This window comes from Nocardiopsis sp. NPDC058631 (assembly GCF_042716955.1).
Classification (GTDB): Bacteria; Actinomycetota; Actinomycetes; order Streptosporangiales; family Streptosporangiaceae; genus Nocardiopsis.
Genome location: NZ_JBHXQY010000011.1, coordinates 63,018 through 89,795 on the forward strand (window position 1 = coordinate 63,018; position 26,778 = coordinate 89,795).

The following is a 26,778-nucleotide window of genomic DNA, read 5'->3' on the forward strand; positions in this document are numbered from 1 at the left end:
CCGGTCGGGCCGCACCTGACGCCAGGGTTCACGTCCGGCCCGTCCCGACGCGCGGGTTCCGGCCGCCCCGGGCCTCCAAGGCCCACCAGAGGGGGACCTCCCCCGGTTCTCCCGGCGGCGCGAAGTCCCCCGCCAGCCGGCGACAGACATGGTTCCCGGGGGGGCGCGGAGCGGGTCAAACCCGGTCCAACTTTTGGGCGGATAGACTCTCGGCGTCAGAAAAGACGCCGGTAGACGAGCCGGTGCCGCACGTCAGAGGGGACCAGAACGTTGGCGCAGGTGGAGATCGGGCTGGGCAAGAACGGGCGCCGGGCCTATGAGCTCGACGAGATCGGGATCGTGCCTGCCCGACGCACGAGGGACCCTGAGGAGGTGTCGATCGCCTGGCAGATCGACGCCTACCGGTTCGAGACGCCGCTGGTGGTCAGCCCCATGGACAGCGTGTCCTCTCCCCAGACGGTCGTGGCCGTCGGAGAGCAGGGCGGCCTCGGCGTGCTCGACCTGGAGGGGCTCTGGACCCGCTACGAGGACCCGGAGCCGCTGCTCCAGGAGATCCGTGAGCTCGACGACGTCGCGGCCACCAAGCGGCTCCAGGAGATCTACGCGGCTCCCATCCAGGAGGAGCTGATCGGACGCCGGATCGAGGAGGTCCGGGACGCGGGCCTGGTCACCGCGGTGCGACTGTCGCCGCAGCGCACCGCCCAGTACCACAAGGCGGTCGTCGACGCCGGTGTGGACATCTTCGTGATCCGCGGCACCACGGTGTCCGCCGAGCACGTGTCCGGGCGCGCCGAGCCGCTCAACCTCAAGCAGTTCATCTACGACCTGGACGTCCCGGTCGTGGTGGGCGGGTGCGCCACCTACACCGCCGCCCTGCACCTGATGCGGACCGGTGCGGCCGGTGTGCTGGTCGGCTTCGGGGGCGGCTCCGGGCACACCACCCGCTCCGTGCTCGGTGTGGCCGTGCCGATGGCGAGCGCCATCGGTGACGTGGCCGCCGCGCGCCGCGACTACCTGGACGAGTCCGGGGGCCGCTACGTGCACGTCATCGCGGACGGCGGTATGACCGGCAGCGGTGACATCGCCAAGGCCCTGGCCTGCGGCGCCGACGCCGTCATGGTGGGCTCTCCGCTGGCCCGGGCCACCGAGGCACCCGGCCGCGGCTACCACTGGGGCAGCGAGGCCCACCACGAGGAGCTGCCGCGCGGGGAGCGGGTCAAGGTGGGCACGATCGGCGACCTGAAGTCGATCCTGCACGGCCCCGCCGACACCAGCGACGGGTCCATGAACCTCATGGGAGCCCTGCGCCGCACGATGGCCACCTCCGGCTACACGGACCTCAAGGAGTTCCAGCGGGTCGAGGTCGTCGTCAACCCGCACCACTAGTGTGCTGACCGGGACCGTTGCCGGTGTGACGTGAGGGGCGGGGCCGCGAACCCTTCCGGTCACCGGCAGGTGCCCCCGGGCGTGACGTGAGGGGCCGTACCTGGCGGTGCGGCCCCTCACGTTGTCCCGCCGCGCCGGAAGAGGGCCGCGCGGGCAGCCCCCGTGTTCAGCGTCCCGAACCCTGTGACCTCGCAGAAGAGGGTCGGTCCCGGGCGTGGTGGGCACGGGTCGCCCCCTGGTCGCGTACTTTGGTGACGCGTGATGTGAACTTGACCTTTTCTTGACGAGCGGGGTGCCAGATGGGCAGGCGACGGGCCACCGGTACCGGGAAGCGTCGACGCCGTGGTCCGGTGATCGCCGTCTGCCTGGCGCTCTCCTTGTGCCTGCTGGTGACAGGGGGTGTCTTCTTCCTGGTGGGGCGGGTCTCCGACGCGCTCAACGAGTGGTCCCCGCCCGAAGCGCAGACCGTCGAACCGCAGGCCGGAACCATCGAGACGCCGCCGCACGACCAACTCACCGGTCCGCCGGACCGGTCCGAGGTGACGGCGGCCGAGACCGACCCGGAGGCGTCCGGTGAGCCGGGCGCCGACGAGCAGCACACGCCGCAGCCGTCGGCCCTTCGCGCCGAGGGCGACTGGGTCGAGCAGGTGGCCGAGGTGACGACCATCCCGGCCCGCGCCATGGACGGGTACGCCAGCGCGCAGCTGGTGATGGCCGAGCGGCAGCCCTCCTGCCAGCTGTCCTGGCCGACCCTGGCCGGGATCGGCATGGTGGAGTCGCGCCACGGCACCTACGCCGGGGGCGAGCTGGCACCGGACGGCACCACGACCGTGGACATCATCGGCATCCCCCTGGACGGCACCAACAACACCCAGGCCATTCCGGACACCGACGGCGGCGAGTACGACGGCGACACGCAGTGGGACCGGGCGATCGGCCCGATGCAGTTCATCCCCGGAACATGGGGGCGCTGGGGCCTCTCGCTGGAGGGCGGAGCCCCCGACCCGCACAACATCGACGACGCGGCACTGTCCGCCGCCCAGTACCTGTGCGCCGAGGGGCGCGACCTGACGGACACGGCCGACTGGGAGTCCGCGATCCTGGAGTACAACCGGTCCAGGGAGTACGTCAGCGACGTCCTCGCCTACGCGCACGCCTACGCCGACGCGTCCGCCTGAGCCCTCCGTCCACAGGAAGCGACGGGGTCTCCCACGGCGCGGCCCCGCGTGGTTGTCTGGAATCGGGGGGTCCCCGGGGCCGCTCCGCGCCGCCGTGCCCGCCCTCAGCCGAGGGCCCGGGACTCCTTAGGCGTACCGCGGGGGGCGACCGGCCGGAACCGGACCGGAACCCATTACGGGTGGGGCGCTCCGGGGTTCCGCCGAGGGCGTCCTAGTGTCTGTGCTGTGGACATCTCCCAGGTGCTGCTGCGCCGTATCCGGATCTGGATCGCCCTGTTCGTCGTCGGCCTCGTGGTCAGCGGGGTCACCGCGTTCCCCCTATCCGCAGAGATGCGCCTGGCGGACGCGCTGCTGTCCGGCCCCCTGGTACCGGTGGCCGAGGCACTGCCGGGCCTGGCCGAGTGGGTCGCCCGCGTCCGGGACGGGCTGGACGCGACCGAGGCCGCCTACCCGTTCGTCCTGTACGGGACCGACTGGCTGGCCTTCGCCCACCTGGTCATCGCGGTGGCCTTCGTGGGGCCGTACCGAGACCCCGTGCGCAACGTCTGGGTCGTACAGTTCGGGATGATCGCCTGCGCCATGATCGTGCCGCTGGCCCTGATCTGCGGGCCCATCCGCGGTATTCCGCTCCCGTGGCAGCTCATCGACATCTCGTTCGGCGTGTTCGGGGTGATCCCGCTGTACATCGTCCATCGGATGATCCGGCGCCTGGAGGCGCTGGACGCGGCGAAGACCCGGTCGGCGGAGGCGCCGGTGATGGTGGCCGGGAACGCGGGAACCGCCTCCTGAGGGACGGCTCCGTCCACAGGAAGCGACGGGGTCTCCCACGGCGCGGCCCCGCGTGGTTGTCTGGAATCGGGGGGTCCCCGGGGCCGTTCCGCGCCGCCGTGCCCGCCCTCAGCCGAGGGCCCGGGACTCCTTCGGCGTACCGGACTCCGCAGTCCCGCCGGCCTCCGAGGCCTCGTCGGACTCCGCGTCCGCGCCGACCGCAGCCCCCCTGCCGGTCCGGGCGAGCGCGTTGCTCTCCTCCCGTGTGGGGACCCCCTTCCGGGCGAGGGAGCTCTCGGGGGCGAGCCGGGCGAGCAGGGTGCGGCTGATGTCGAGCAGCTGGTCGCGCTGCTCGGCGCTCAGTACGTCGAACAGGTTCTCCCGCATGCTGGCCACGTGCTGGGCCCCCGCCTCCCGCAGCACGGCACGGGCCTTGTCGGTGAGGACGGCGAACCAGCTGCGACGATCCTCCTCGCAGTGCACGCGCTCCACGAGGCCCGCCTCGGCCAGCTTCTTCACCGCGTGTGAGATCCGGCTGGCCCTGGTGTGGGTCAGCTCGGCCAGGTCGCTCATCCGCAGCGACCCGTGGTCCGCCTTCGAGAGCAGGACGAGAAGCTCGTAGTAGGTCAGGGGCAGGTCCACCTCCTGCTGGACGTCGCGCTCCACGCGCTGGTCCAACAGCCGGAAGGCCAGTGTGGCGGCGTCCCAGGTCCGTTCCTCGGCCGTGCTGATTCGGCAGTGCTCACTCATGGCCAGATGCTAGCACTCTGGAATGTTGCGTGCTGAAGCATCCTGATCTACTCTCGTGCTGAATAGTTCAGCGCTGGATAAAAATGAGCAACCCTCGAAGGGCCCGACCATGAACCCCACCGGATCCGCACAGCACCCAGAACCCGCGAGCCCCCTACCCGGGGAGCCCGCGGGAGCCCCGGGGACCGAACCCTCCGCTCCCCGGCCCGCACCGCGGACGGAACCGGGAGGTTCCGGACGGTCCCGCCGCGCGCTCCTCGCGCTCGCCGTCCTGGCCCTGGCCCACTTCACCATCTCGGTCGACTTCAACATCGTCTACATCGCGCTGCCGCAGATCGGCACCGCCCTCGGCTTCGACCCCGCCTCGCTCCCGTGGGTGGTCACCGCCTTCTCGCTCGGCTACGGCGGCTTCCTGCTCCTCGGCGGACGGGCCGTCGACCGGCTCGGCGCCCGTCGCATGCTCGTGTCCGGTGCCGCCCTCATGGGATCGGCCTCCGTCGTCGGAGCCCTCGCCCAGGACCCCGGAGCCCTGGTCGGCGCCCGCGCGCTCCAGGGGCTCGGGGCGGCCGCGCTCTTCCCCGCGACCCTCTCCCTGCTCAACACGGCCTTCCCGGCAGGGCCCGGACGCACCCGCGCCATGGGGGTGTGGGGTACCGCGGGAGCCTTCGGCGCCCTGGCGGGGGGCGCCGTCGGCGGCATCCTCACCAGCACGTTCGGCTGGACCTCGGTGTTCTGGGCGCTCGTCCCGGTCACCTTCGCCGTCGTGCTCATCGCCCCCGGTGTCCTGCCCGCCGACGGGCGACGGGTGAGCACGGCCGGGTTCGACCTCCCCGGGGCGGTGACCGTCACCGCCGGGTCCCTCCTGGTGGTTCTCGGGATCTCCCTCGGCCAGAGCGTCGGATGGGCCTCCTGGCAGAGCGCCGGGACGATCCTCCTCGGGCTGCTGGCCCTGGGCGCGCTGCTCCTGGTCGAGCGCCGCGCAGCCGACCCCCTGCTGCCGGTCCGCCTGCTCACCAACCGGCCCCTGTTGGTCACGATGGCGCTGGTCTTCGTGCTCATGGGCTCGGTGAACACGCTGCACTACGTGTACACCGCGCACGTCCAGGGCGCCCTCGGCCTCAGCCCCCTCGCGGCCGGGCTGGGCTTCCTGCCGCAGGGACTGGCCGCCATGCTCGGCTCGGCCCTGCTCCTGCCCCCGCTGCTCGACCGGTGGGGCGTGCGCCGCTCGCTCTTCGCCGGCATGGCCGGATCGGGCCTCACCGCCGTACTCTTCGCCGTGGCCGTCGCAGCCGACTCCTACTGGGCGATGCTCCCGGCGGTCGTCCTGCTCGGAGTGACCGCCGGAACCACCTACCCGGTGGTGTTCGCCGCGGCGGCGTCGGGCGTCGCCGACGACGAACAGGGGGTCGGGGCGGCGATGGTGTCCACCACGCAGCAGATCGGCGCGGCCGTGGGCCTGGCGTCGCTGGTCGCCGTCGCTGACGCCGCCTCGGGCCCGGCCTCCTCCGGGCTCGGCACGGCCGCCCTCGTCGGAGGGGCGGTCACCATGGCCGCGGCCTTCCTCGCCCTTGCGCTGCGCAGACCCCCGGCGGCGTGAGCGGCGCGGTCCCGGTTCACCGGACCGCTCCGCTCACACGGGACACGCCGGTCCGACGGCGGGCGCACGGCGCGCCCTCCGTCGGACGGCTAGCCTGGTTCCCTCTGATCGCCCCGATGGGCACGGGCCCCTGGCGGGTATGCGCCTGGGAGTAACACCATCGAGACGGAGGACGACTGATGGCTACCACCTGGCTGGGACCGAAGGGGCGCACCGAGGCGCTCGCGTCGATGAAGGACGAGGAACTCGACGTCCTCGTCGTCGGGGGAGGCATCGTCGGGGCGGGTATCGCCCTGGACGCGGTCTCACGCGGGTTGTCCACGGGTCTGATCGAAGCACGCGACTTCGCCTCGGGCACGTCCAGCAGATCCAGCAAACTCATCCACGGCGGACTGCGCTACCTGGAGCAGTTCGACTTCGAGCTCGTCCGCGAGGCACTGCACGAACGCGGCCTGCTCCTCACCACCATCGCACCGCACCTGGTCCGACCGGTGCCCTTCCTGTTCCCGTTCTCCCGCCAGTGGGAGCGCGCCTACATCGGCGCCGGCGTCACCCTGTACGACGCCCTGGCCATGACCTCGCGCAACAACCGGGGGCTGCCCTCGCACCGGCACCTGACCCGGTCCGGTGCGCTGAGGGTCTTCCCGGCGCTCAAGCGCAGCGCCCTGGCCGGGGCCATCCAGTACTGGGACTGCCAGGTGGACGACGCCCGGTTCGTCACCAGCGTGCTGCGTACGGCCGCCGGGCTGGGGGCCAAGATCGCGTCGCGGGTCCAGGCGGTCGGGTTCCTGCGCGAGGGAGAGCACGTCGTGGGCGCCGACGTCGCCGACCTGGAGACCGGCGACAAGCTGCACATCCGCGCCCGCCAGGTGGTCAACGCCGCCGGGGTGTGGACCGACGACATCCAGGAGATGGTCGGAGGCCGCGGGCAGATCCACGTCAGCGCCTCCAAGGGCATCCACCTGGTCGTACCGCGCGACCGCATCCAGGCCTCCTCCGGCATGATCCTGCGCACGGAGAAGAGCGTCCTGTTCGTCATCCCATGGGGCCGCCACTGGATCATCGGCACCACCGACACCTCCTGGGACCTGGACAAGGAGAACCCCGCGGCGAGCCGCGCCGACATCGACTACGTCCTGGACCACATCAACCAGGTCCTGCGCACACCCCTGGGCAGGGACGACGTCGAGGGCGTGTACGCGGGGCTCAGGCCCCTGCTCTCGGGCGAGTCGGAGGAGACGTCCAAGCTCTCCCGCGAGCACACGGTCGCCCACCCCGTGCCCGGCCTGGTCCTCATCGCGGGGGGCAAGTACACCACCTACCGCGTCATGGCCAAGGACGCGGTGGACGCGGTCGCGCACGGCCTGGGCAGCAGCATCCCGTCCTCGGTCACCGACCGGCTGCCGCTGGTGGGCGCGGACGGCTACGCGGCGCTCTACAACCAGCGCCACCGGCTCGCCCGCGACTCGGGCCTGCACGTCTCCCGCGTCACCCACCTGCTGCGCCGCTACGGGTCCACCGTGTACGACCTGCTCGACCTCGTCAGGAAGCGGCCCGACCTGGGGCGCCCGCTCGCGGCGGCCGACGACTACCTGCGCGCCGAGATCGTCTACGCGGCCGAGGCCGAGGGCGCCCGCCACCTGGAGGACGTCCTGTCCAGGCGGACCCGGATCTCCTTCGAGACCTGGGACCGGGGGATCGCCGCCGCCGAGGAGGCCGCCGAACTCCTGGCCGGGACACTGGACTGGAACGAGGAACAGGTCCAACGCGAGGTGGAGTACTACCGCAAGGGGATCGAGGCGGAGCGCGCCGCGCAGGAGCAGGACACCGACCAGGAGGCCGACGCCATCCAGCACGGGGCTCCCGAGATCGTCCCGGAGGCACGCATCACCCGGCGCTGAGCGCGGCCCGGAGAGCGGGCTGAGCGCGGCCCGGAGAGCGGGCGGAGGGCGCCCGCGCGGGCCGCCCCGCAGGCCACACCGCTGGCCCGCCGTCCCCGAACGGCGGGCCCGCGGTGTGGCCTGCGGCACACCCTCCGGTTAGGGTGCGGTAGCGACCCCCTGCCGTCTCCCCTCCCCGAAGGACGTGAACCCGTGATCAAGGTGCTCCTCGTCGAGGACGACGTCCGGCTGGCCGACGCCCTCGCCGGTGCCCTGGAGGCCAACGGCTACACGGTCGACCAGGTGCGCACCGCCGCGGGGGCCCTCGCGGCGGCGCCCGCCGACATCATCCTGCTCGACCTCGGACTGCCCGACATGGACGGCATCGAGCTGTGCGGCCGCCTGCGCGAACGCCACGACGTCGGCGACACCGCCGTCATCATGGTCACCGCGCGCGGCCGACAGGGCGAACGCGTCCGGGGCCTGCGCTCGGGCGCCGACGACTACGTCGTCAAACCCCTGGCCATCGACGAACTCTGCGCCCGGATGGAGGCTGTCCTGCGCCGCACCCGCAAACGCGTGGAGGAGCCGCTGGAGATCGGCTCCCTGCGGGTCGACCCGGCCACGCGCGCCGTCTCCCGGGGCGGCGAACCGGTCGACCTCACCCGGAAGGAGTTCGACCTCCTCCTCGCCCTGGTCCGGGGGGCGGGCACGGTCGTGTCCCGTGAGCACCTGCTGCTGCGGGTGTGGCAGACGACCTGGCCCGGCACACTGCGCACGCTGGAGGTGCACATCGGTACCCTGCGCTCCAAGCTCGGCGTGCCCGGTCTCATCGAGACCGCCCGGGGTGTGGGCTACCGGATCGCCGGGGACGGGCACGCTCGCGCCTCCGCCGGGCGGACCCCCGCCTCCGGCCAGGTGGCGGCCGAAGGAGCCGCGGCCCGGCCGGACGCGATGATCCGTGCCCGCCGGGCCGGTACGCCTCCCACCGTTCCCGCCGTCTCCCGTCCCGGCTCTCCGGCGGCGGCCACCGCCGTCGCCCCGGTCCGGCGGTCCTGACGGGGCCCGGCCCCGCGGCGGAGCGCCAGGATGCGCAGACGTGTACTGACCGTGTACGTGACCCTGCTGGTCGCGGCCTGCCTGGGCCTGGCCCTGCCCCTGTGCGGGAGCATCGCCGCCCGGGGCACCTCCGACATGCTCCTGGACCGCATCAACGACACCGCACGCTTCGCCGGGCTCGCCGAGCCCAGCGTGCTCACCGGCTCGGCGACGAGCCTGACGGGCGAGCTCACCGCCTACGACCAGCTGTACGGCATCACCGCCGTCATCGTCGACCGTGAGGGCAGTGTCGTCGCCGCCTCCCGGGAGGGCGCCGACGTGGCCGGCATGGACCCCGGGCACGATGCGGACCGGGACGGCGAGCTGCCCGAGGCCGTCCGGACCGCGCTCGCGGGCAACCGGATGGGCGCGAACACGATCGTCTACCCCTGGCAGGACGGTCCCCTGATCGTGGCCGAGCCCATCGGCCGCTCCGGCGAGGTCGTCGGCGCGGCCGTCACCGCCTCACCCACCGCGTCCCTGCGCCGCTCCACCCTCGCGCAGTGGTGCGTGGCCTGGGCGGCGGTCGCCTCCCTGATGATCGCCGGGATCGCGGCGGCCGGGCCCCTGACCCGCTGGGTGCTGCGTCCCATCGACGACCTGGACGAGGCCACCCGGGCCGTCAGCGGGGGCAGCCTGGACACCCGGGTGCGCACGGCGGCCGGACCCGAGGAGCTGCGCCGTCTGGGGGAGTCGTTCAACCAGATGGCCGACACCATCACCTCGATGCTGGAGCGCCAGCGCACCTTCGTCGCCTACGCGGGCCACCAGGTGCGCAACCCGCTTGCCGCGCTGCGGCTGCGGGTGGACTCCCTGTCCCGCCACCTCACCCCCGAGGGGGCGCAGCAGCACCGGCTGGCCCTGGACGAGGTGGACCGGCTCAGCCGCATCTGCGACAGCCTGCTCACCCTGGCCCGCACCGAGGACGCCGAGCACTCCCTCGTCTGGGAGGACGTCGTGGAGGTCGCCGAGGACCGCGTGGTCTCCTGGGCGCCGATAGCCGAACGGGCCGGAGCGGTCCTGGAGTGCGAGAACACCGTGGGTATGCGTGTCCGGTGCGTGGAGGGGACCCTCGACCAGGCGCTGGACGCGCTCATCGACAACGCCCTGAAGTTCGGCGGTCCGGGCGTGCGGATCACGGTGCGGGCGCACCGGACGGAGCCGGGACCGGACGGGCCCGGCCACGTCGACGTACACGTGGTCGACGACGGGCCGGGCCTTCCCGAGGCGCAGCTGGAGCAGGCGGCACGGCCGTTCTGGCGGGACGGCACCGACGGGGTGGGCGGTTCCGGGCTGGGCCTGTCCATCGTCGTCACCCTGCTGGAGCTCCAGGGGGCGCACCTGTCGCTGCGCCCGGCGTCGCCGCACGGGATCGACGCGAGGATCCGCCTGCCGGTGTGAGCCCGGCCTCCGCTTCCGCCGCTACCCGTCGTAGGCGTACTTGGTCTGCCGGTAGTACGCGGCGGCACCGGGGTGCAGCGGTATCGGCAGGGTGGAGATCGCCGACCGGGGGTGCAGGTGCAGCGCCACCGGGTGGATCCGCACCAGCTGCTCGCGCCACTCGAACAGCAGCCCGGTCAGGTTCGCGGCCACCTCGTCCGGCATGGAGGAGTTGACCACGAGGAGGCTCGGGACCCCGATGGTGCGCACCGAGGGAACACCCGGGTAGGTGCTGGCGGGCACCGGCCGCTCGGAGTAGAACTCACCGTACTTCTCGACCAGTTGCGGTACGTGCTCGGCCAGGTCGACCAACCGGATCGGTGCCCGCTCCGCGAGGTCGGCCACCGCGTCGGTGGGGAGGCCGCCGGACCAGAAGAAGGCGTCGACGTCGCCTTCCTCCAGTGCGCGGGCCGAGGCCTCGATGGACAGCTGGAGCCGGACGAACTCGCCCTCTCCGGCACCGTCACCGGTGTCGGCGCGAACCGCACCGAGCCCGGCCAGGTCCAGGAGCCGGTCGGCCATCATCTCGGTCCCGGAGCCTTGGGCCCCCACGGAGACAGTGCTGCCGGCGAGGTCGGCGAGTTCCTCGTACGGGGAGTCCGCGCGCACCACCAGGTGCGTGTGGTTGTCGTAGAGGCGCGCGATCGCGGCGATGGGCTGGGGCTCGTCGAAGGGGGAGCCGCCCTCGACCGCCAGCGCCGCGACGTCGGACAGGGTGAAGGCGGCGTCCAGGGAGCCGTCGGCGACCAGCCGGTTGTTCTCCACGCTCGCGGCGGTGGTACGGGCGACGATCTCCGTGTCGGGGCGCGCGGTCGCGATCTGGGCCAGGCCGGAGCCGTAGACGTGGTAGACGCCGCCGTCGCCGCCCGTCCCGATGGACACGCCGAGCGGATCGGTGACCCACGTCTGCGACCAGGTGAGCAGGGGTGCGACGACCACGATCGTGAGGAGGAGCCCGGAGGCCGAGAGCAGCCGCCGGACGCGGGATCGCGCCATGGGGCAAACACTAGCAAGGAGCATGAAACCTCAGGACAAGCTCAAATCTCACCGCGCGGGGGCAGGTTTCCGGGGTGTGACGACTACGTTTCTCTCCAGTGGAGTGGCGCGCGCCACACTCGCCCGGTCCGAGTGCGTCCCACGCCTTGCGACCGGAGCCGCTCCGCGACAGCCCCCGCCGTTCCCCGAGAGGACACCCGACCATGCGACGCTCGCTCCTGACACTGGCAGCCGTCCCCGTCAGCACCCTCCTGCTGACCAGCTGCGCCCAGCCGGCGGAGTCCGGAGGCGATGAGGCGGCCGAGGTCGGCAGCGGCGGTGTCCAGAACCAGCTGAGCATCGTCACGGGCGGCACCAGCGGTGTCTACTACCCCATCGGCGGTGCCCTGGGCACGATCATCGGCGACCAGCTGGAGGGCACGTCCGCCTCGGTCGAGGCCACCGGCGCCTCCGTCGAGAACATCCGCCTGCTGGGCGGCGGCGAGGGACACATCGCGATCGTGCAGGGCGACGCCGCCGACCAGGCCGCCAACGGCAGCGCCGAGTTCGAGGCCAACCCGATCGAGACCTACTCGCTCGCCGTGCTCTACCCCAACGTCTTCCACGCGATCACCCTCGACTCGATCGCCATGGACAAGGGCATCGAGTGCTTCTCCGACGTCAAGGAGACCCGCTACTCGGTGGGCGACATCGGCAGCGGCAACGAGGCCACCACCAACCAGGTCTTCGCGTCCCTGGAGATCGCCTCCACCGAGATCGAACTCCAGCAGCTCGGCTACGCCGAGACCGCCAACGCCCTCAGCAGCGGCCAGCTCGACGCGGGCTCGTGGGTCGTCGGCCAGGGCCACGCCGGCATCACCGAGCTGGCCACCACCGAGGACATCCACATCATCGAGATGTGCGAGGAAGAGCGCCAGGCCATCACCAGCGGCTACGGCGGCTACACGGAGCACACCATCCCCGGCGGCACCTACACGGGCGTGGAAGAGGACGTCGAGACCATCGCCGTGTGGAACGCCCTCGTCGTCACCGGTGACTTCAACGAGCAGCAGGCCTACGACATCACCGAGGCCATGTTCGAGAACATCGACCAGGTCGTGTCGGTCTACGCGCCGGGCGAGGAGTACCTCATCCCCGAGACGATCACCAACAGCCCCGTCCCGGTCCACCCCGGCGCCGTCCGCTACTACGAGGAGCAGGGCGTCGAGATCCCCGAGGACCTCCAGGGCTGAGGGGCCGGGAGGCCGGAGACACCGATGGAGACCCCGCCCACGGCGAGCGGAAGGGGGTCCGGGGGCGCCGAAGGGCGACCGCGGACCCCCGCGGCACGGGAGATGCCGCGCCGTCGCCCGTTCCGGGCCGCGGCCGTCGCGGCACTCGTGCTCGCGGCCGTGGCCGGGGCGCTGCTGTGGCCCGCCTGGCCGGCGCTGCGCCTCTCCACCGGGGGCACGGAACTGGGCCACCTCCCCCTGTCCGAGGGCGAGCTGTTCACCATCTCCTACGTCCACTCGATCGACCACCTGCCGATCGAGGAGAACATCGAGATGCGCGACGGAAGGCTGATCGTCCAGTCCACCCGCTTCCGACAGTTCGGTGCGGGCATGGGCCACATCGTCGGGGAGGGGACGGGCCGCGCCGACGGTGAGTGGTGGGTCATCGAGGGCATGGACCGCGACATCGGCACGGAGCTGGCGCTCCGCGTCGGCGCCCCCTCGGTGGACCACCGTGTGAGCACCCCCGACGACGAGGTCGGCCTGTCCGCCTGCCTGGCCGCGCGCCGGGTCACCATCGAACCCGACCGCGTCTCGACCCTGCGACTGCTCCTCGGCCGCACCCCCGAACCGGAGTGCGACGCGTCCGTACCCCCCGCCTGACACCTTCCGAGAGAACCTGAGAGAACACCATGGCCGAGACCCCACCCCAGGCGCGGGGCGGCACGTCCCCGTCCACCCCGGAACCGGGGGAGGAGACCGCGGCCGAGGGCGCCGCGACCGGGGACCGACCCGGTACCCAGCCGGGCCCCCGGGCCGGGGAGCGCCCCGGCTCCGCCGCCGACGTGCTCCCCGACGTCGACGGGGAGGAGGAGGGCGCGGACCCCGTCTGGAAGCGGCTCGCGGCCGAGCGCTGGGGCCAGAGCCGCATGGCCGGGATCATCGGCGTGGTCATCCTCGCCCTGGCCGTCGGGCTGACGCTCTTCCAGCTCTACATCGGCCTGGTGGCGAGCATGGACGCCCGCCAGCAGCGCGTGATCCACCTGATGTTCGTCCTGGTCCTGGTGTTCCTGGTGCGGCCCGTCACCAAGGGTGCCTTCGGCCGCTCCGCCCCGGGGATCGCGATCGACCTGGCCCTCATCGCGGCGGCCCTGGCGGCGAGCCTCTACCCCCTCGTCTACCAGCAGGAGCTGGCCTCCCGGGTCGGGGCCTACAACGAGACCGACTGGATCATGGGCGCGATCATGGTCGTGCTCCTGCTGGAGGCCACCCGCCGCACGGTCGGCATGGTGATGGTCCTCCTGGCCGCGGTCTTCCTGTTCTACGCGTGGATCGGCCCGCTCATCCCCGGTGACTTCGGGCACAGCGGGCGCACCTACCAGCGCATCTCCACGTACAGCTACCTGGGCACCGAAGCCATCTTCGGCATGACGCTCGGGGTCGTGGTCACGTTCGTCTTCGTGTTCATCCTCTTCGGGGCACTGCTGCAGAAGACCGGCGGCGGGAACTTCTTCGTCGGCCTGGCCTACTGCCTGACCGGGCGGATGGTCGGAGGCCCGGCCAAGGCGGCGGTCCTGGGCAGCGCCCTGATGGGCTCGGTCTCGGGCAGTGCCATCGCCAACGTCGTCACCACCGGTGTGTTCACCATCCCGCTGATGAAGAAGGTGGGGTACAAGAAGCACGACGCGGCGGGCGTCGAGGCGGCCGCCTCCACGGGCGGGCAAATCCTGCCGCCCATCATGGGCGCGGGCGCCTTCCTCATGGCGGAGTACATCGGGGTCCCCTACGCCGACATCGTGAAGGTGGCCATCATCCCCGCCCTGATGTACTTCGGGGTGATGTTCTTCTTCGTCGACATCCTGGCGCGCAAGAACGGGATCGGCGGGATGAGCGCCGCCGAGGTGCCCACGTTCCGCGCCGTGCTGGCCGCCGGGTGGCACTTCCTGGCTCCCCTGCTGCTGCTGATCGTCCTGCTGCTGAACTACGTGACCCCGACCCAGGCGGGCCTGTACAGCTGCGGTGTCCTGCTGGTGGTGGCGATGGTGCGGGCCAGCAGCAGGCTCTCCCTCCGCGACTTCCTGGAAGTCTTCGTCATCGCGGCGAACAACACCCTGCCCGTCTCGATCGCGTGCGCGACGGCGGGGATCATCGTGGGCGTCGTCAGCCTCACCGGCATGGGCCTGGCCTTCTCCTCGATGATGCTGAGCGTGGGCGCGGGCAACCTGTTCCTCACACTGGTGATGATCGCCCTCGCCTCGCTGGTCCTGGGCATGGGGCTGCCGGTGACCGCGTCCTACGTGGTGGTGGTCATCCTGGCGGGCCCGGCGCTCCAGGAGCTGGGCGTGGCACTGATCGTGGCGCACATGATCGTCTACTGGCTCAGCCAGGACTCCAACGTCACCCCGCCGGTGGCCCTCGCGGCCTTCGCCGCGGCGGGTGTGGCCAACGCGAGCCCGATGCGCTCGGGGGTGTCGTCGTGGAAGTTCGCCAAGGGCCTGTACCTGATCCCCCTCCTGATGGCCTACTCCTCGCTGATGGCCCTGGACGGCCCGGTACTCGACGTGGTCGTGGCGGTGGTCAGCGGCTGTGTGGCGCTGGCCGCCTCCGCCATCGCCATCGAGGGCTTCTTCCTCCGCCGCACCCTGCTGGGCGAGCGCCTGCTGTTGGCGGTCGCGGCGCTGCTGGTCCTGGTCGCCCCCGAGTGGGCCGCCCTGGTGGAGGGGGCGCTGTCGACCACCGTCGACCCGCAGTGGTTCGTCCTGGCCGGCTCGGTCGTGGGTGCCGCACTGATCGCCCTCCAGGTGGTCGGCCACCGCAGGGCGAAGGCCGTCGCCCGGACCGTTCCCGAGGACGGGGGCGGCGCCCCGGCAGCGCGGGACAGGAGCGGGGCCCCGGCCGGGAAGTGAACCGGTGAGTACGGTGTGACCTCGCCGGACTCCTCGCGGGCCCGTCGTCGCCGGACGACGGGCCCGCTACGCTCGCACACATGTGGCGATTCGGACGGAACCCGGCAAGGGTGCCTCGCGGCACCGACATCGAGGCACGCCTGGTGTCCGCTTCCCTGGGCGCTGATCCCCTGCTCAGGGCCGGCTGCGAGGCCGTGCGGGAGGGCGGGGCCGAGGCCGGACTGCCGCTGCTCGCCGAGTCCCGGGAGGACCCCGAGACCCGCGTGATCCAGGCGGAGGCGCTCGGCCGGGCCGCCGCCGACCGGCCCGAGGCCGTCGTCGAACTCGTCGGGAACGGCGCCGACCGGGCCGACGTCATGCTCTGGCTGGGGCACGCCCTCCTGGCCCGCGCCCTGCGCCAGCCCTCCGGCGGCGCCGACACGCGCCAGGCCGACCGCAAGGCGTTCGCCGCGGCCCTGGACGAGGCCCGCATCCCCCTGGAGGCGTCCGCGCGGCTGCGCACCGACGACGCCGCCCCCTGGGCGGGCCTCCAGACCGTCGCGATGGGGCTGGGAGCGGACCGCCAGGAGAAGGACCGGCTCTGGCGGGAGATCACCGCACGGGCGCCGCACCTGTTCCCCGCGCACATGATCCGGACGCGCTCCCTGTCCGCCACCAGGGGCGGCTCCACCGAGGAGATGTTCGCCTTCGCCGGTGCCACCGCCGACACCGCGCCCGAGGGGCATCCCCTCCCGTCCGTGCTGGCGCTCGCCCACGCCGAGCACGTGCGTGCCGAGCAGAAAAGGCTCGGCGCCGAGGGCAACACCTCCCTCGTCGTGCACAACGCCCTGGGCCGCCTGCACGGGGAGTCGGCGCAGGAGCTGTTCGACCTCGCGCAGGGGTGGGCGACGGCGGCCGTGCCGCACCCGCGCGACGTCCAGGCGCACCACCTGTTCGGGTGGGCGTTCCACCGGGCGGGCATGGCCGAGGCGGCGTACTGGCATTTGTCCGCCGTCGGCAACGTCTACTGCGACCAGCCGTGGTCGTTCTTCGGGAACGCCCGAGCCGGGGTCGCCCTGGCGATGGAGGAGCTCGGCGTCGATCCGGCGCGGACGGCCGGCGGGCCGGCCCCGTCCTGACGGGCCGTCCAGTCCCGCCCCGCACCGCGGTCCGTATGAGTAGCCCTACTCATGCGGGCGGGGCCGAGCCGCGGCAGGCTGGGACCATGAGCTACCGCCCCCCCACCCCCGTCCCCGCGGCCCGCGCGATCCTGCTCGCCACGGTCGCCGCGCTGATCGCGTCCGCCCTGCTGCTCCTGGCCACCTGGGGCGTGCGTGCCTACATCGGGGCCTACCACCCCACCCCCGACGCCAACATCGGCGCGGGCATGCTCCTGACGGCCCTGCCCCTCTTCCTCGCCCCCCTCCTGTCCTGGCCCCTGCTGCGCCTCCTGCGCCTGCCCCACCCGGGGCTCACCGCGCTGATCTCCGTGCCGCCGCTCCTGGTCCTGTCCTTCGTGGGCCTGATGCTGTGGGTGGAGGTCGACGTCCGCATGCCCATCGACTCCGCGTACACGTCCGTCGACCCGCTGCTGACCACGAGTGCCGTCGACGCGGTGGTCCTCGTGCTCTCCCTCGCGGCCGCCGCCCTGGTCACCTCCCGTCTGCACGCCGCCAGGCACGTCCGGGAGCACGGCGCCGACGGCTGATCCCCCGACCGTGCGGGGGCGGCCCCTGATCCGGGATCCACAGCGGGAGGGGCCGCTCCCACCGGTCGCGGGAGAAAAACCCTGGCCCCGTGTCACAGGGAGAGGCCACAATGCACGGGTGCTACTGACGATCACGACCACGGCGAACCCGGCGACGGACCTCGGTTTCCTGCTCCACAAGCACCCCGACAGGGTGCAGGGCTTCGAGCAGTCCTTCGGGACCGCTCATGTCTTCTACCCCGAGGCGACCGGGGAACGCTGCACGGCGGCGCTCCTGCTGGACGTCGACGCCCAGGCGCTCCTACGCGCCCGCACGTCCGTGAGCTCGCCAGACTTCGCGCTCGCGCAGTACGTCAACGACCGCCCCTACGCCACCTCGTCCCTGTTCACGGTGGCGCTCGGAAGGGTGTTCCGCTCCGCCCTCCGGGGGACGTGCGGACCCCGGCCCGAGCTGGCGCGCACCCCCCTCCCGCTGGAACTGCGGATGCCCGCCGTCCCCTGCCGGGCCGGAGCCGAGCGGGCCCGCGCGCTCTTCGAGCCCCTCGGGTGGACGGTCGACGCCGAACCGGTCCCGCTCGATCCCGGCCTGCCCGGCTGGGGCGACTCCCACTACCTGGCCCTCACCCTCACCGGGACCATGCGCCTGTCCGAGGCCCTCAGCCACCTGTACGTGCTGCTGCCCGCGATGGACGGCACCAAGCACTACTGGGTCGACCAGAGCGAGGTCGACAAGCTCCTCCGCGCCGGAGGGCTGCCCGGCGCCGTGCAGGGGACGGACGGCGACGGACCGTCCGCCGCCGAGGAGACGGACGGGGAGGCCGGCGGTCCCGGCGCGGACGTCGGCTGGTTGTCCGCACACCCCGAACGGGACTGGATCACCCGCCGCTACCTGAACCGGCGCGAGGCCTACGTGCGGACCGCGATGGCCCGCTTCGCGGAGGCCGAGGACACGGCCGAGGGCGCGGACGACCCCGCCGTGGAGGAGGCAGCCACCGCGCAGACCCCGGCCGCGGCGGCCGACGAGCGAACCCCCGGTCTGGCCGAACAGCGCGCCGGGGCGGTCATGGCGGTGCTGGGAGCGGAGGGCGCCACCAGCGTCCTCGACCTGGGCTGCGGCTCCGGTCGGCTGCTGGCGCGACTGGCCGCGGACCGCACCCTCACCCGCGTGACCGGTGTGGACGTCAGCGCCGTCTCCCTCGAACACGCCCACCGCAGGATCTGCCGGGGCTGCGAACCCGGCGGCGGCAGGCGCCACCGCCCGCTGCCCGCCCTCACCGGCAGAACGGCGGGAGCCGACGGGACGCCCCCGCGCCCCGAGCTCCTGGTCGGCTCCGTGGTCTACCGCGACCGGCGGTTCTGCGGGTACGACGCCGCCGTCCTGATGGAGGTGATCGAGCACCTCGACCCGTCGAGGCTGCCCGCGATGGAGGAGAGCGTGTTCGGCGCGGCCCGCCCCCGCGTCGTCGTGGTCACCACCCCCAACGTTGAGTACAACACGCACTACGAGGGGCTGCGGGACGGCTCCCTCCGGCACAGCGACCACCGGTTCGAGTGGACGCGCGCCGAGTTCGCCCGGTGGACCGACCGGGTCGCCGAACAGCACGGCTACCGCGTCCGCCGCCTGCCGGTCGGGTCCGAGGACCCGCGGAGCGGTTCCCCGACCCAGATGGGAGTCTTCACCCGATGAGTACGACAGAGGGGGCCCGTACCCCCGGGCCGCGTGTGCTCGGCGTGCCCGGGATGGGGCTCGTCGTGCTGGTCGGTGTGTCCGGTTCCGGCAAGTCCACCTTCGCCGCCAGGCACTTCGCGCCGACGCAGGTGATCAGCTCCGACTACTGCCGGGGCATGGTCAGCGACGACGAGAACGACCAGTCCGCCAGCGCCGACGCGTTCGCCCTGCTGCACACCATCGTCGACATCCGGCTGAGGCGCGGGCTGCTCACCGTCGTCGACGCCACCAACGTGCAGAGCAGGGCGCGCGCGGAACTGGTGCGCATCGCCAAGGCCAACAACGTCCTGGCCACCGCCATCGTGCTGGACGTCCCCGAGGCGCTGGCCAGGGAGCGCAACAGGGAGAGGCCCGACCGGGACTTCGGAGACCACGTCATCCGGAGGCAGCGGCGCGACCTCCGGCAGGGGGTGAAACGTCTGTCCCGCGAGGGTTTCCGCAGGACCCACGTCCTGCACGGCCCGGAGGAGGTCGACGGCGTCACGATCGAGTTGGAGCGCGCCTGGCCGGACCGCACGGAGCTCACCGGCCCGTTCGACATCGTCGGCGACGTGCACGGCTGCCGGGAGGAACTGGAGGAACTCCTCGGCGGACTCGGCTACGCACTGTCGCGCGACGGCGAGGGGCGCCCCGTGGGTGCCCGCCACCCCGACGGCCGCACGGCGGTGTTCGTCGGCGACCTCGTGGACCGCGGGCCCGACAGCCCCGGCGTGCTGCGCCTGGTCATGGGCATGGTCGCCGACGGCGACGCCCTGTGCGTGCCGGGAAACCACGAGAACAAGCTGGTCAGGGTACTCAAGGGCGCCAAGCTCCGTGCCACCCACGGCCTCGCCGAGACCCTGGAGCAGCTGGGCCGGGAGACCGAGGAGTTCCGCGCCGGGGTGCTCGCCTTCTGCGACGGCCTGGTCAGCCACCTCGTCCTCGACGGCGGGAGACTCGTCGTCGCCCACGCCGGACTCAAGGAGGAGTACCACGGCCGGGCCTCCGGCCGGGTGCGCTCCTTCGCCCTGTACGGCGAGACCACGGGGGAGACCGACGAGTACGGCCTCCCGGTGCGGCTGCCGTGGGCCCGCGAGTACCGGGGCAGCGCGGCCGTGGTCTACGGCCACGTGCCCACCGCCAAGGCCGAGTGGCTCAACAACACCATCTGCCTGGACACGGGCTGCGTGTTCGGCGGCAAGCTCACCGCGCTGCGCTACCCGGAACGCGAACTGGTCGAGGTGGACGCCCACCGCACCTGGTACGAGCCGGCCCGGCCGCTGTCGGACACGCCGCCGCAGGACGCGGAGCGGCGCGCCGACGACACCGTCGACATCACCGACGTCGGGATCGGCGCCGACGACGCGGCGCCCGGCCTGTTCGTGGAGACCGCCGACGGGAACGTGCGCACCGACAGCGGCAGCACGCTGTCCGCGCTGGAGGTGATGAGCCGGTTCGCCGTCGACCCGCGCTGGCTCCTGTACCTGCCGCCCACCATGGCCCCGGCGCCGACCGCCGCCGCCCCGGGGCTCCTGGAGCACCCGGACGAGGCGTTCTCGTACTTCCGTGGCGCGGGAGCCGGCGAGGTCGTGTGCCAGGAGAAGCACATGGGCTCGCGCGCCGTCGCCGTGCTGTGCCGTGACGGGGACGCCGCCGAGCGGCGGTTCGTGCCCGGCGAGCTGGGAGCGCTCTTCACCCGGACCGGCCGACCGTTCTTCCGGGACCCCGCGCTCCAGGCGGAGGTCGTCGACCAGCTGCGCCGTGCCGTGACCGACGCGGGCCTGTGGGACCGGCTCGGCACCGACTGGGTGGCGCTGGACGGGGAGCTGCTGCCCTGGTCGGCCAAGGCCCGGCCGCTGATCCGCGAGCAGTACGCGTCGGTGGGCGCCGCCGCCCGCGCCTCCCTGCCCGCCGCCGCGGACGCGCTCCGGCAGGCGGCGGCCCGCGGCATGCCCGTGGACGGCCTGGCCGCCAAGGTGGCCCTGCGGACCGAGCAGGCGGAGGCCTTCAGCCGGGTCTACCGGCGCTACTCGTGGGACACCGACGGCGCGGCGGGGCTCCGGTACGCGCCGTTCGCGGTGCTGGCCTCCGAGGGACGGGAGTACTCCGACGCCGACCACCTGTGGCACATGGCGGTCGCCGAACGGCTCGCGGAGGCGGGCGGACTGGTACACCCCACCCGGTACCGGGTGGTCGACACCACCGACCCGGACGCCTGCGCCTCCGGCGCCGACTGGTGGACCGACCTGGTCTCCGCGGGCGGTGAGGGCATGGTGGTCAAGCCGGTCCTGGGCGCACGGGCCACGGGCCGCAAGGGCCTGGTCCAGCCGGGGCTGAAGGTCCGCGGACCCGAGTACCTGCGGATCGTCTACGGCGCCGACTACACCGACCCCGAACGGCTGGCCGTCCTCAAGGAGCGCAACCTCGGCCGCAAGAGCAGCCTGGCCATGCGCGAGCACAAACTGGGGCTGGAGGCCCTGGCCAGGCACGCGCGCCGCGAACCGCTGTGGCGGGTGCACGAACCCGTGTTCGCGATCCTGGCGCTGGAGTCCGAGCCGGTCGACCCGCGCCTGTAGCCCGCGGGGACGGCGGCCGGACTTGGACGTTCGCACCGGGAGGAACCGGCGCGAAGGTGGTCGGATCGCACCAACCACGGGTCGCGTCGCCTCCATTTCACGCGTTCTCTTCCGATCGGACATCCGTCCGGGTCATGATGTCCGGGCCCGCCCCCAGCGACCCCCCCGGAGCAGACGTGACCCCCACCCGATCCGGACGCCTGACCGCGTCCGCGTCCGCCGCCGCCGCGGTCCTTTTGGCCGTCGGCCTCGGGGCGGTTCCCACCGCCCTCGCCGACACCGCCACACCGGTGATCAGCGAGGTGTACGGCGGAGGCGGCAACAGCGGTGCCCACCTGCGCCACGACTTCGTCGAACTGGGAAACCCGACGGGCGAGGCCGCCGACCTCGCCGGATGGAGCGTCCAGTACCTCCCCGCCCGCCCGGGACCGGCCACCCGGGTCCAGGTCACGGCCCTGACCGGTGAGATCCCGGCGGGCGGCCACCACCTCGTCCGCCAGGCGGCGGGCGCCGGGGGCAGCACCGAACTCCCCACCCCCGACACGGCCGGGAGCACCAGCATGTCCGCGACGGCGGGTGCGGTCCTGCTCGTGTCCGGCACCGAGCCGGTCGCCTGCCGGACCGCCGCGGCGTGCGCGCAGGACGGCACCGTCGTCGACGTGGTCGGCTACGGCGACGCCGTCGTCCACGCGGGGGCGCCCGTCACGGGGCTCTCCAACACCGCCTCCGCCTCCCGCGACGCCGAGTTCACCGACACCGGGGTCAACGCGGCCGACCTCACCGCAGGGGACCCCACCCCCACCAACGCGGCGGGGGAGACCGTCGGAGACGGCGGCGGCCCGGAGGAGCCCGTCGAGCCCGGCGACCTGCGCGTCCACGACGTCCAGGGCACCACCCGCACCTCCCCGCACACCGGCCGCCAGGTCAGCGGCCTGCCCGGCGTGGTGACGGCCGTCAACGCCTTCGGCGGCGCCCGGGGATTCTGGTTCCAGGACACCGAGGGTGACGGTGACCCCCGCACGAGCGAGGGACTGTACGTCTTCACCGGTTCCACCACACCCGGCGTCACCGCGGGCGACGAGGTCCTGGTCGCCGGAAGGGTCGTCGAGTACCGGTCCGCGTCCGGCCAGCAGACCGTCACCCAGCTCGACGAGGCCCGCTGGACCGTCCTGTCGACCGGAAACGACCTCCCCGGGGCCGTCCTCCTCGACGCCGACGCCCTGCCCGAGGCGTACGCCCCCGACCACGGCGGCGACGTGTCCGGGCTGGAACTGCGGCCCGACGAGTACGCCCTGGACTTCTGGGCCGCCCACGAGCACATGACGGTCCGCGTCGAGGACGCCCCCGTGGTGGGCGCCACCGACGGCTACCACGCCCTGTGGGTGACCACCAAGCCCGAGCAGAACCCCACCGTCAACGGCGGCACCGCCTACGGCTCCTACGACGACCCCAACACGGGACGGGTCAAGGTCGAGTCCCTGCTCGACCGCGCCGAGCACCCCTTCCCGACGGCGAACGTCGGCGACACCCTCGCCGGGGTCACCGAGGGCCCCGTCCACCACAGCCGGTTCGGCGGCTACCTGATCCGCGCCACGACCCTGGGCGAGCACGTCCCGGGCGACCTGGAGCGCACCCCGGTCCGCGACACCGAGCGGTACGAGGTCAGCGTCGCCACCTACAACGTCGAGAACCTCGGCGGCCAGGACGACCAGGCCAGGTACGACGCCCTCGCGACCGGCATCGTCGAGCACCTGGACACGCCCGACATCATCGGGCTGGAGGAGATCCAGGACGACAGCGGCCCCGCGGACGACGGCACCGTGGACGCGGGCCTCACCCTCGACCGGCTCGTGCGGGCCGTCGCCGACCAGGGCGGACCCGCCTACGAGTGGCGCCAGATCAGCCCCGAGGACAAGCAGGACGGCGGGCAGCCGGGCGGCAACATCCGCAACGCCTTCCTGTTCGACCCCGAGCGCGTCCAGTTCGTGGACCGCGAGGGCGGTGACGCCACGACCGCCGTCGAGGTCGAGGAGGGCGAACGGGGGGCCGAGCTGTCGGTGTCCCCGGGGCGCATCAGCCCGCAGGACGAGGCGTGGGAGTCCAGCCGCAAGCCGCTGGTCGGCCACTTCCGCGTCCTGAACCGGGACGTCTACGTGGTCACCAACCACTTCGCCTCCAAAGGCGGCGACCAGCCGCTGCACGGCGTCCACCAGCCGCCGGACCGCACCAGCGAGGTCCAGCGCCACGCCCAGGCCGAACTGGTCGGAGCGTTCACCGACGAGCTGCTCGCGGCGGACCCGGAGGCCAACCTGGTCGTCATGGGCGACCTGAACGACTTCCAGTTCTCACGGACCCTGGAGATCCTCACCGGGGACGGCCGGCTGCACAACCCCATGACGGACCTGCCGGAGGGGGAGCGCTACAACTACGTGTTCGACGGCAACTCCCAGGCCCTGGACCACATCCTCGTGAACCAGGCCCTCGCCGGCCGGGTCGACTACGAGGTCGCGCGACTCAACTCCGAGTTCCACGACCAGGTGAGCGACCACGACCCGCAGGTCCTGTGGCTGGACACCCGCCGCAGCACCCCGCCCGGGCGCGGCTGACCCGCCCGTGGGGGAGGGGCGGGCGCCGCCGGCGCCCGCCCCCTCCGCGCGTGCCGGGCCCCGCGCGTGCCGCCGGGTTCCCGGAGGGGTCCACGTGCCGCGTGTCACCGGTCCCCGCTCCGGCCGCCCCCTATCCTGGGGAGCGTCCGCGACGCGTCGGACGCTCCTCCACCCAGGGAAGCGAGAGATGAACGTACTGCTCACCGGTGGGGCCGGGTACATCGGCTCGCACACCGCGGTCGAACTGCTCCAGGCCGGGTACGGCGTCGTCGTGGTCGACTCCCTCGTCAACAGCAGCGAGGAGGCCGTCCGCCGTGTCGAGCGCATCACCGGCGGGACCGTCGCCTTCCACCGGGAGGACTGCACCGACCCCGCCGCGCTGCGCCGGGTGTTCGGGGCCCACGACGTCGACGCGGTCATCCACCTGGCCGGGCTCAAGGCCGTGGGCGAGTCCGTCGCCCAGCCGCTGCGCTACTACCGCAACAACCTCGACGCGCTGCTCACCCTCGCCGAGGTGATGGACGAACACGACGTCCGCGACCTGGTGTTCAGCTCGTCGGCGACGGTCTACGGCGACCCCGAGCGGCTGCCCCTCACCGAGGACAGCACCCTCGCCGCGACCAACCCCTACGGCGCCACCAAACTGTTCATCGAGCGCGTCCTGGAGGACCTGGCCGTCGCCGACCCGCGCTGGCGCATCATCTCCCTGCGCTACTTCAACCCGATCGGCGCCCACTCCAGCGGCCTGATCGGCGAGGACCCCCAGGGCGTCCCCAACAACCTGTTCCCGTACATCGCGCAGGTCGCGGCCGGACGCCGCGAGCGGCTCCACGTGTTCGGCGACGACTACGACACCCCCGACGGCACGGGCGTCCGCGACTACCTGCACGTGGTCGACCTCGCCCAGGGCCACCTGGCCGCCGTCGACCACCTCGGCGACTCCGCCGGCTGCCGCGTGTACAACCTGGGCACGGGGCAGGGCACCTCCGTCCTCGAAGGCCTGCGCGCGTACGAGCGGGCCACGGGGGAGCCGATCCCGTACACGGTCACCGACCGTCGCCCCGGCGACATCGCCACGTGCTTCGCCGACCCGTCCGCCGCCGCCCGCGACCTGGGATGGAAGGCCGCCCGCAGCGTGGACGACGCCTGCCGGGACTCGTGGCGCTGGCAGTGCGCCAACCCCGGCGGCTTCGGGGGCTGAGCCCCACCGCACACGGCGGGGGAGCGGTTGAGCACGGGGAACGCCCTAGACTGGGGCCTATCCCTGTACTCCCTGCGGAAGGTGCTCCGTCGTGTCCGTTGGTGCTGAGAGCACGTTCGACACCGTTCTCGTCGTGGACTTCGGCGCGCAGTACGCGCAGCTGATCGCACGACGCGTCCGCGAATGCCATGTGCACAGCGAGATCGTGCCCTCGACCATGCCCGTCGAGGACATGCTCGCCAAGAAACCCAAGGCCATCATCCTCTCCGGCGGCCCGTCGTCGGTCTACGCCGAGGGTGCCCCCCACGTCGGTGCCGACCTGTTCGAGACCGGGGTCCCGACCTTCGGTATCTGCTACGGCTTCCAGGCGATGACCCGGGCCCTGGGCGGAACCGTCGACCGGACCGACCTGAGCGAGTTCGGCCGTACCGAGCTGACGGCCGTCACCGACTCCCTGCTGTTCACGGGGATCCCCGCCGACCTGTCGGTGTGGATGTCGCACGGCGACTCCGTGGTGCGGGCCCCCGAGGGCTTCACGACGACCGCGAGCACGGCGGGCGCGCCGGTCGCCGCGTTCGAGGACACCGACCGCCGCCTGTTCGGCGTGCAGTTCCACCCCGAGGTCATGCACACCGAGCACGGCCAGGAGGTGCTGCGCCGGTTCCTGTACGAGGGTGCCGGGTGCCGCCCCACCTGGACGATGGTGAACATCGTCGAGGAGCAGCTGGAGCGCATCCGCGAGCAGATCGGCGACAAGAACGTCATCTGCGCGCTGAGCGGCGGCGTGGACTCCGCCGTGGCCGGAGCCCTCGTGCAGCGCGCCGTCGGCGACCAGCTGACCTGCGTCTTCGTCGACCACGGTCTGCTGCGCAAGGGTGAGGCCGAGCAGGTCGAGAAGGACTTCGTCGCGATCACCGGCGCCAAGCTCAAGGTCGTGGACGCCGAGGAGCGGTTCCTGACGGCGCTGTCCGGGGTGACCGACCCCGAGGAGAAGCGCAAGATCATCGGCCGCGAGTTCATCCGCGTGTTCGAGCAGGCGGCCCGCGAGGTCGTCGCCGAGGGCGGGGAGGGCGGCGCCGAGGTCGAGTTCCTGGTGCAGGGCACCCTGTACCCGGACGTGGTGGAGTCCGGTGGCGGCACCGGGACCGCCAACATCAAGTCGCACCACAACGTGGGCGGCCTCCCCGACGACCTCCAGTTCACCCTGGTGGAGCCCCTCCGCGAACTGTTCAAGGACGAGGTGCGCAAGGTCGGCGAGGAGCTGGGCCTGCCCCCCGAGATGGTGTGGCGCCAGCCCTTCCCGGGGCCGGGCCTGGCCATCCGCATCATCGGCGAGGTGACCCGCGACCGGCTGGAGATCCTGCGCGAGGCCGACGCGATCGCCCGCGAGGAGCTGTCACGGGCCGGCCTGGACCGTGAGATCTGGCAGTGCCCGGTGGTGCTGCTCGCGGACGTGCGCTCGGTGGGCGTGCAGGGCGACGGCCGCACCTACGGCCACCCGGTCGTGCTGCGCCCGGTCAGCAGCGAGGACGCCATGACCGCGGACTGGTCGCGCGTGCCCTACGACGTGCTGGCGAGGATCTCGAACCGGATCACCAACGAGGTCCGCGAGATCAACAGGGTGACGCTGGACGTGACCAGCAAGCCCCCGGGCACCATCGAGTGGGAGTAGGGGAGCGGCACTCCCCGCGACACGGACGGGCCCGGCACACCGCGCGTGTGTGCCGGGCGCGGGCCGGGTCGGGGTGGCCGGGCGGGGGCGGGGGGTAATAAGTTAACACAGTTACGGG

18 protein-coding genes and 1 pseudogene are annotated in these 26,778 nt (G+C 72.8%); 17 read left to right on the top strand and 2 right to left on the bottom strand.

Features of this window, described 5'->3' with window-relative positions; genetic code table 11:
* Window positions 1-279 precede the first annotated feature (279 nt).
* From ACFWTE_RS06360 to ACFWTE_RS06370, 3 genes are all read left to right on the top strand, one after another.
* Window positions 280-1,386: a GuaB3 family IMP dehydrogenase-related protein gene (locus ACFWTE_RS06360; RefSeq protein WP_378778300.1), complete on the top strand. Its 1,107-nt coding sequence runs from the start codon at window positions 280-282 to the stop codon at window positions 1,384-1,386.
* A gap of 299 nt (window positions 1,387-1,685) precedes the next feature.
* Window positions 1,686-2,564, top strand: coding sequence for a murein transglycosylase (locus ACFWTE_RS06365; RefSeq protein WP_378778279.1), 879 nt, complete (start codon window positions 1,686-1,688; stop codon window positions 2,562-2,564).
* Window positions 2,565-2,789: 225 nt separating this feature from the next.
* Window positions 2,790-3,353: a hypothetical protein gene (locus ACFWTE_RS06370; protein WP_378778280.1), complete on the top strand. Its 564-nt coding sequence runs from the start codon at window positions 2,790-2,792 to the stop codon at window positions 3,351-3,353.
* A 108-nt stretch (window positions 3,354-3,461) separates the two neighbouring features.
* Here the strand turns inward: ACFWTE_RS06370 and ACFWTE_RS06375 are convergent, their stop codons facing one another.
* Window positions 3,462-4,082: a MarR family winged helix-turn-helix transcriptional regulator gene (locus ACFWTE_RS06375; protein ID WP_378778281.1), complete on the bottom strand. Its 621-nt coding sequence runs from the start codon at window positions 4,080-4,082 to the stop codon at window positions 3,462-3,464.
* A gap of 109 nt (window positions 4,083-4,191) precedes the next feature.
* Here ACFWTE_RS06375 and ACFWTE_RS06380 point away from each other — a divergent pair, with 109 nt between their 5' ends.
* The 4 genes and pseudogenes from ACFWTE_RS06380 to ACFWTE_RS06395 all read left to right on the top strand — a co-directional run bounded on the left by ACFWTE_RS06380 (window position 4,192) and on the right by ACFWTE_RS06395 (window position 10,058).
* The gene (locus ACFWTE_RS06380) at window positions 4,192-5,679 is read left to right on the top strand and encodes an MFS transporter (RefSeq protein WP_378778282.1); all 1,488 of its coding nucleotides are present in this window, start codon (window positions 4,192-4,194) and stop codon (window positions 5,677-5,679) included.
* Between the two features lie 179 nt (window positions 5,680-5,858).
* Window positions 5,859-7,580 carry a glycerol-3-phosphate dehydrogenase/oxidase gene (locus ACFWTE_RS06385; RefSeq protein WP_378778283.1) on the top strand — a complete coding sequence of 574 codons (1,722 nt, stop codon included), beginning with the start codon at window positions 5,859-5,861 and terminating at the stop codon, window positions 7,578-7,580.
* 192 nt (window positions 7,581-7,772) lie between these two features.
* Window positions 7,773-8,462, top strand: a pseudogene (locus tag ACFWTE_RS06390) (response regulator transcription factor); the annotation flags it as partial.
* Window positions 8,463-8,648: 186 nt separating this feature from the next.
* Window positions 8,649-10,058: an ATP-binding protein gene (locus ACFWTE_RS06395; RefSeq protein WP_378778284.1), complete on the top strand. Its 1,410-nt coding sequence runs from the start codon at window positions 8,649-8,651 to the stop codon at window positions 10,056-10,058.
* A 21-nt stretch (window positions 10,059-10,079) separates the two neighbouring features.
* Here the strand turns inward: ACFWTE_RS06395 and ACFWTE_RS06400 are convergent, their stop codons facing one another.
* The gene (locus ACFWTE_RS06400) at window positions 10,080-11,093 is read right to left on the bottom strand and encodes a TAXI family TRAP transporter solute-binding subunit (RefSeq protein WP_378778285.1); all 1,014 of its coding nucleotides are present in this window, start codon (window positions 11,091-11,093) and stop codon (window positions 10,080-10,082) included.
* A 203-nt stretch (window positions 11,094-11,296) separates the two neighbouring features.
* On the opposite strand from ACFWTE_RS06400, the gene ACFWTE_RS06405 reads away from it, so the two are divergent.
* The 10 genes from ACFWTE_RS06405 to guaA all read left to right on the top strand — a co-directional run bounded on the left by ACFWTE_RS06405 (window position 11,297) and on the right by guaA (window position 26,660).
* On the top strand, window positions 11,297-12,325 hold the full coding sequence (locus ACFWTE_RS06405) for a TAXI family TRAP transporter solute-binding subunit (RefSeq protein ID WP_378778286.1): 1,029 nt from the start codon (window positions 11,297-11,299) through the stop codon (window positions 12,323-12,325).
* A gap of 102 nt (window positions 12,326-12,427) precedes the next feature.
* Window positions 12,428-12,967 carry a DUF1850 domain-containing protein gene (locus tag ACFWTE_RS06410; RefSeq protein WP_378778287.1) on the top strand — a complete coding sequence of 180 codons (540 nt, stop codon included), beginning with the start codon at window positions 12,428-12,430 and terminating at the stop codon, window positions 12,965-12,967.
* 29 nt (window positions 12,968-12,996) lie between these two features.
* Window positions 12,997-15,210, top strand: a complete 2,214-nt coding sequence (locus ACFWTE_RS06415; protein ID WP_378778288.1) for a TRAP transporter permease — start codon at window positions 12,997-12,999, stop codon at window positions 15,208-15,210.
* A gap of 80 nt (window positions 15,211-15,290) precedes the next feature.
* Window positions 15,291-16,328 (top strand): hypothetical protein, encoded by a 1,038-nt coding sequence (locus ACFWTE_RS06420; protein WP_378778289.1) that lies wholly within the window; start codon window positions 15,291-15,293, stop codon window positions 16,326-16,328.
* A gap of 86 nt (window positions 16,329-16,414) precedes the next feature.
* Window positions 16,415-16,897 carry a transporter gene (locus ACFWTE_RS06425; protein WP_378778290.1) on the top strand — a complete coding sequence of 161 codons (483 nt, stop codon included), beginning with the start codon at window positions 16,415-16,417 and terminating at the stop codon, window positions 16,895-16,897.
* A gap of 118 nt (window positions 16,898-17,015) precedes the next feature.
* Window positions 17,016-18,584 carry a 3' terminal RNA ribose 2'-O-methyltransferase Hen1 gene (locus ACFWTE_RS06430; RefSeq protein WP_378778291.1) on the top strand — a complete coding sequence of 523 codons (1,569 nt, stop codon included), beginning with the start codon at window positions 17,016-17,018 and terminating at the stop codon, window positions 18,582-18,584.
* On the top strand, window positions 18,581-21,181 hold the full coding sequence (locus ACFWTE_RS06435) for a polynucleotide kinase-phosphatase (protein ID WP_378778292.1): 2,601 nt from the start codon (window positions 18,581-18,583) through the stop codon (window positions 21,179-21,181). Before ACFWTE_RS06430 ends, ACFWTE_RS06435 begins: the two co-directional genes overlap by 4 nt.
* A gap of 176 nt (window positions 21,182-21,357) precedes the next feature.
* Entirely contained in the window at window positions 21,358-23,787 is a 2,430-nt protein-coding gene (locus ACFWTE_RS06440) for an endonuclease/exonuclease/phosphatase family protein (RefSeq protein ID WP_378778293.1), read from the top strand.
* Window positions 23,788-23,974: 187 nt separating this feature from the next.
* On the top strand, window positions 23,975-24,988 hold the full coding sequence (gene galE, locus ACFWTE_RS06445; RefSeq protein WP_378778294.1) for a UDP-glucose 4-epimerase GalE: 1,014 nt from the start codon (window positions 23,975-23,977) through the stop codon (window positions 24,986-24,988).
* Between the two features lie 91 nt (window positions 24,989-25,079).
* On the top strand, window positions 25,080-26,660 hold the full coding sequence (gene guaA, locus ACFWTE_RS06450; protein WP_378778295.1) for a glutamine-hydrolyzing GMP synthase: 1,581 nt from the start codon (window positions 25,080-25,082) through the stop codon (window positions 26,658-26,660).
* Window positions 26,661-26,778: the final 118 nt, after the last annotated feature.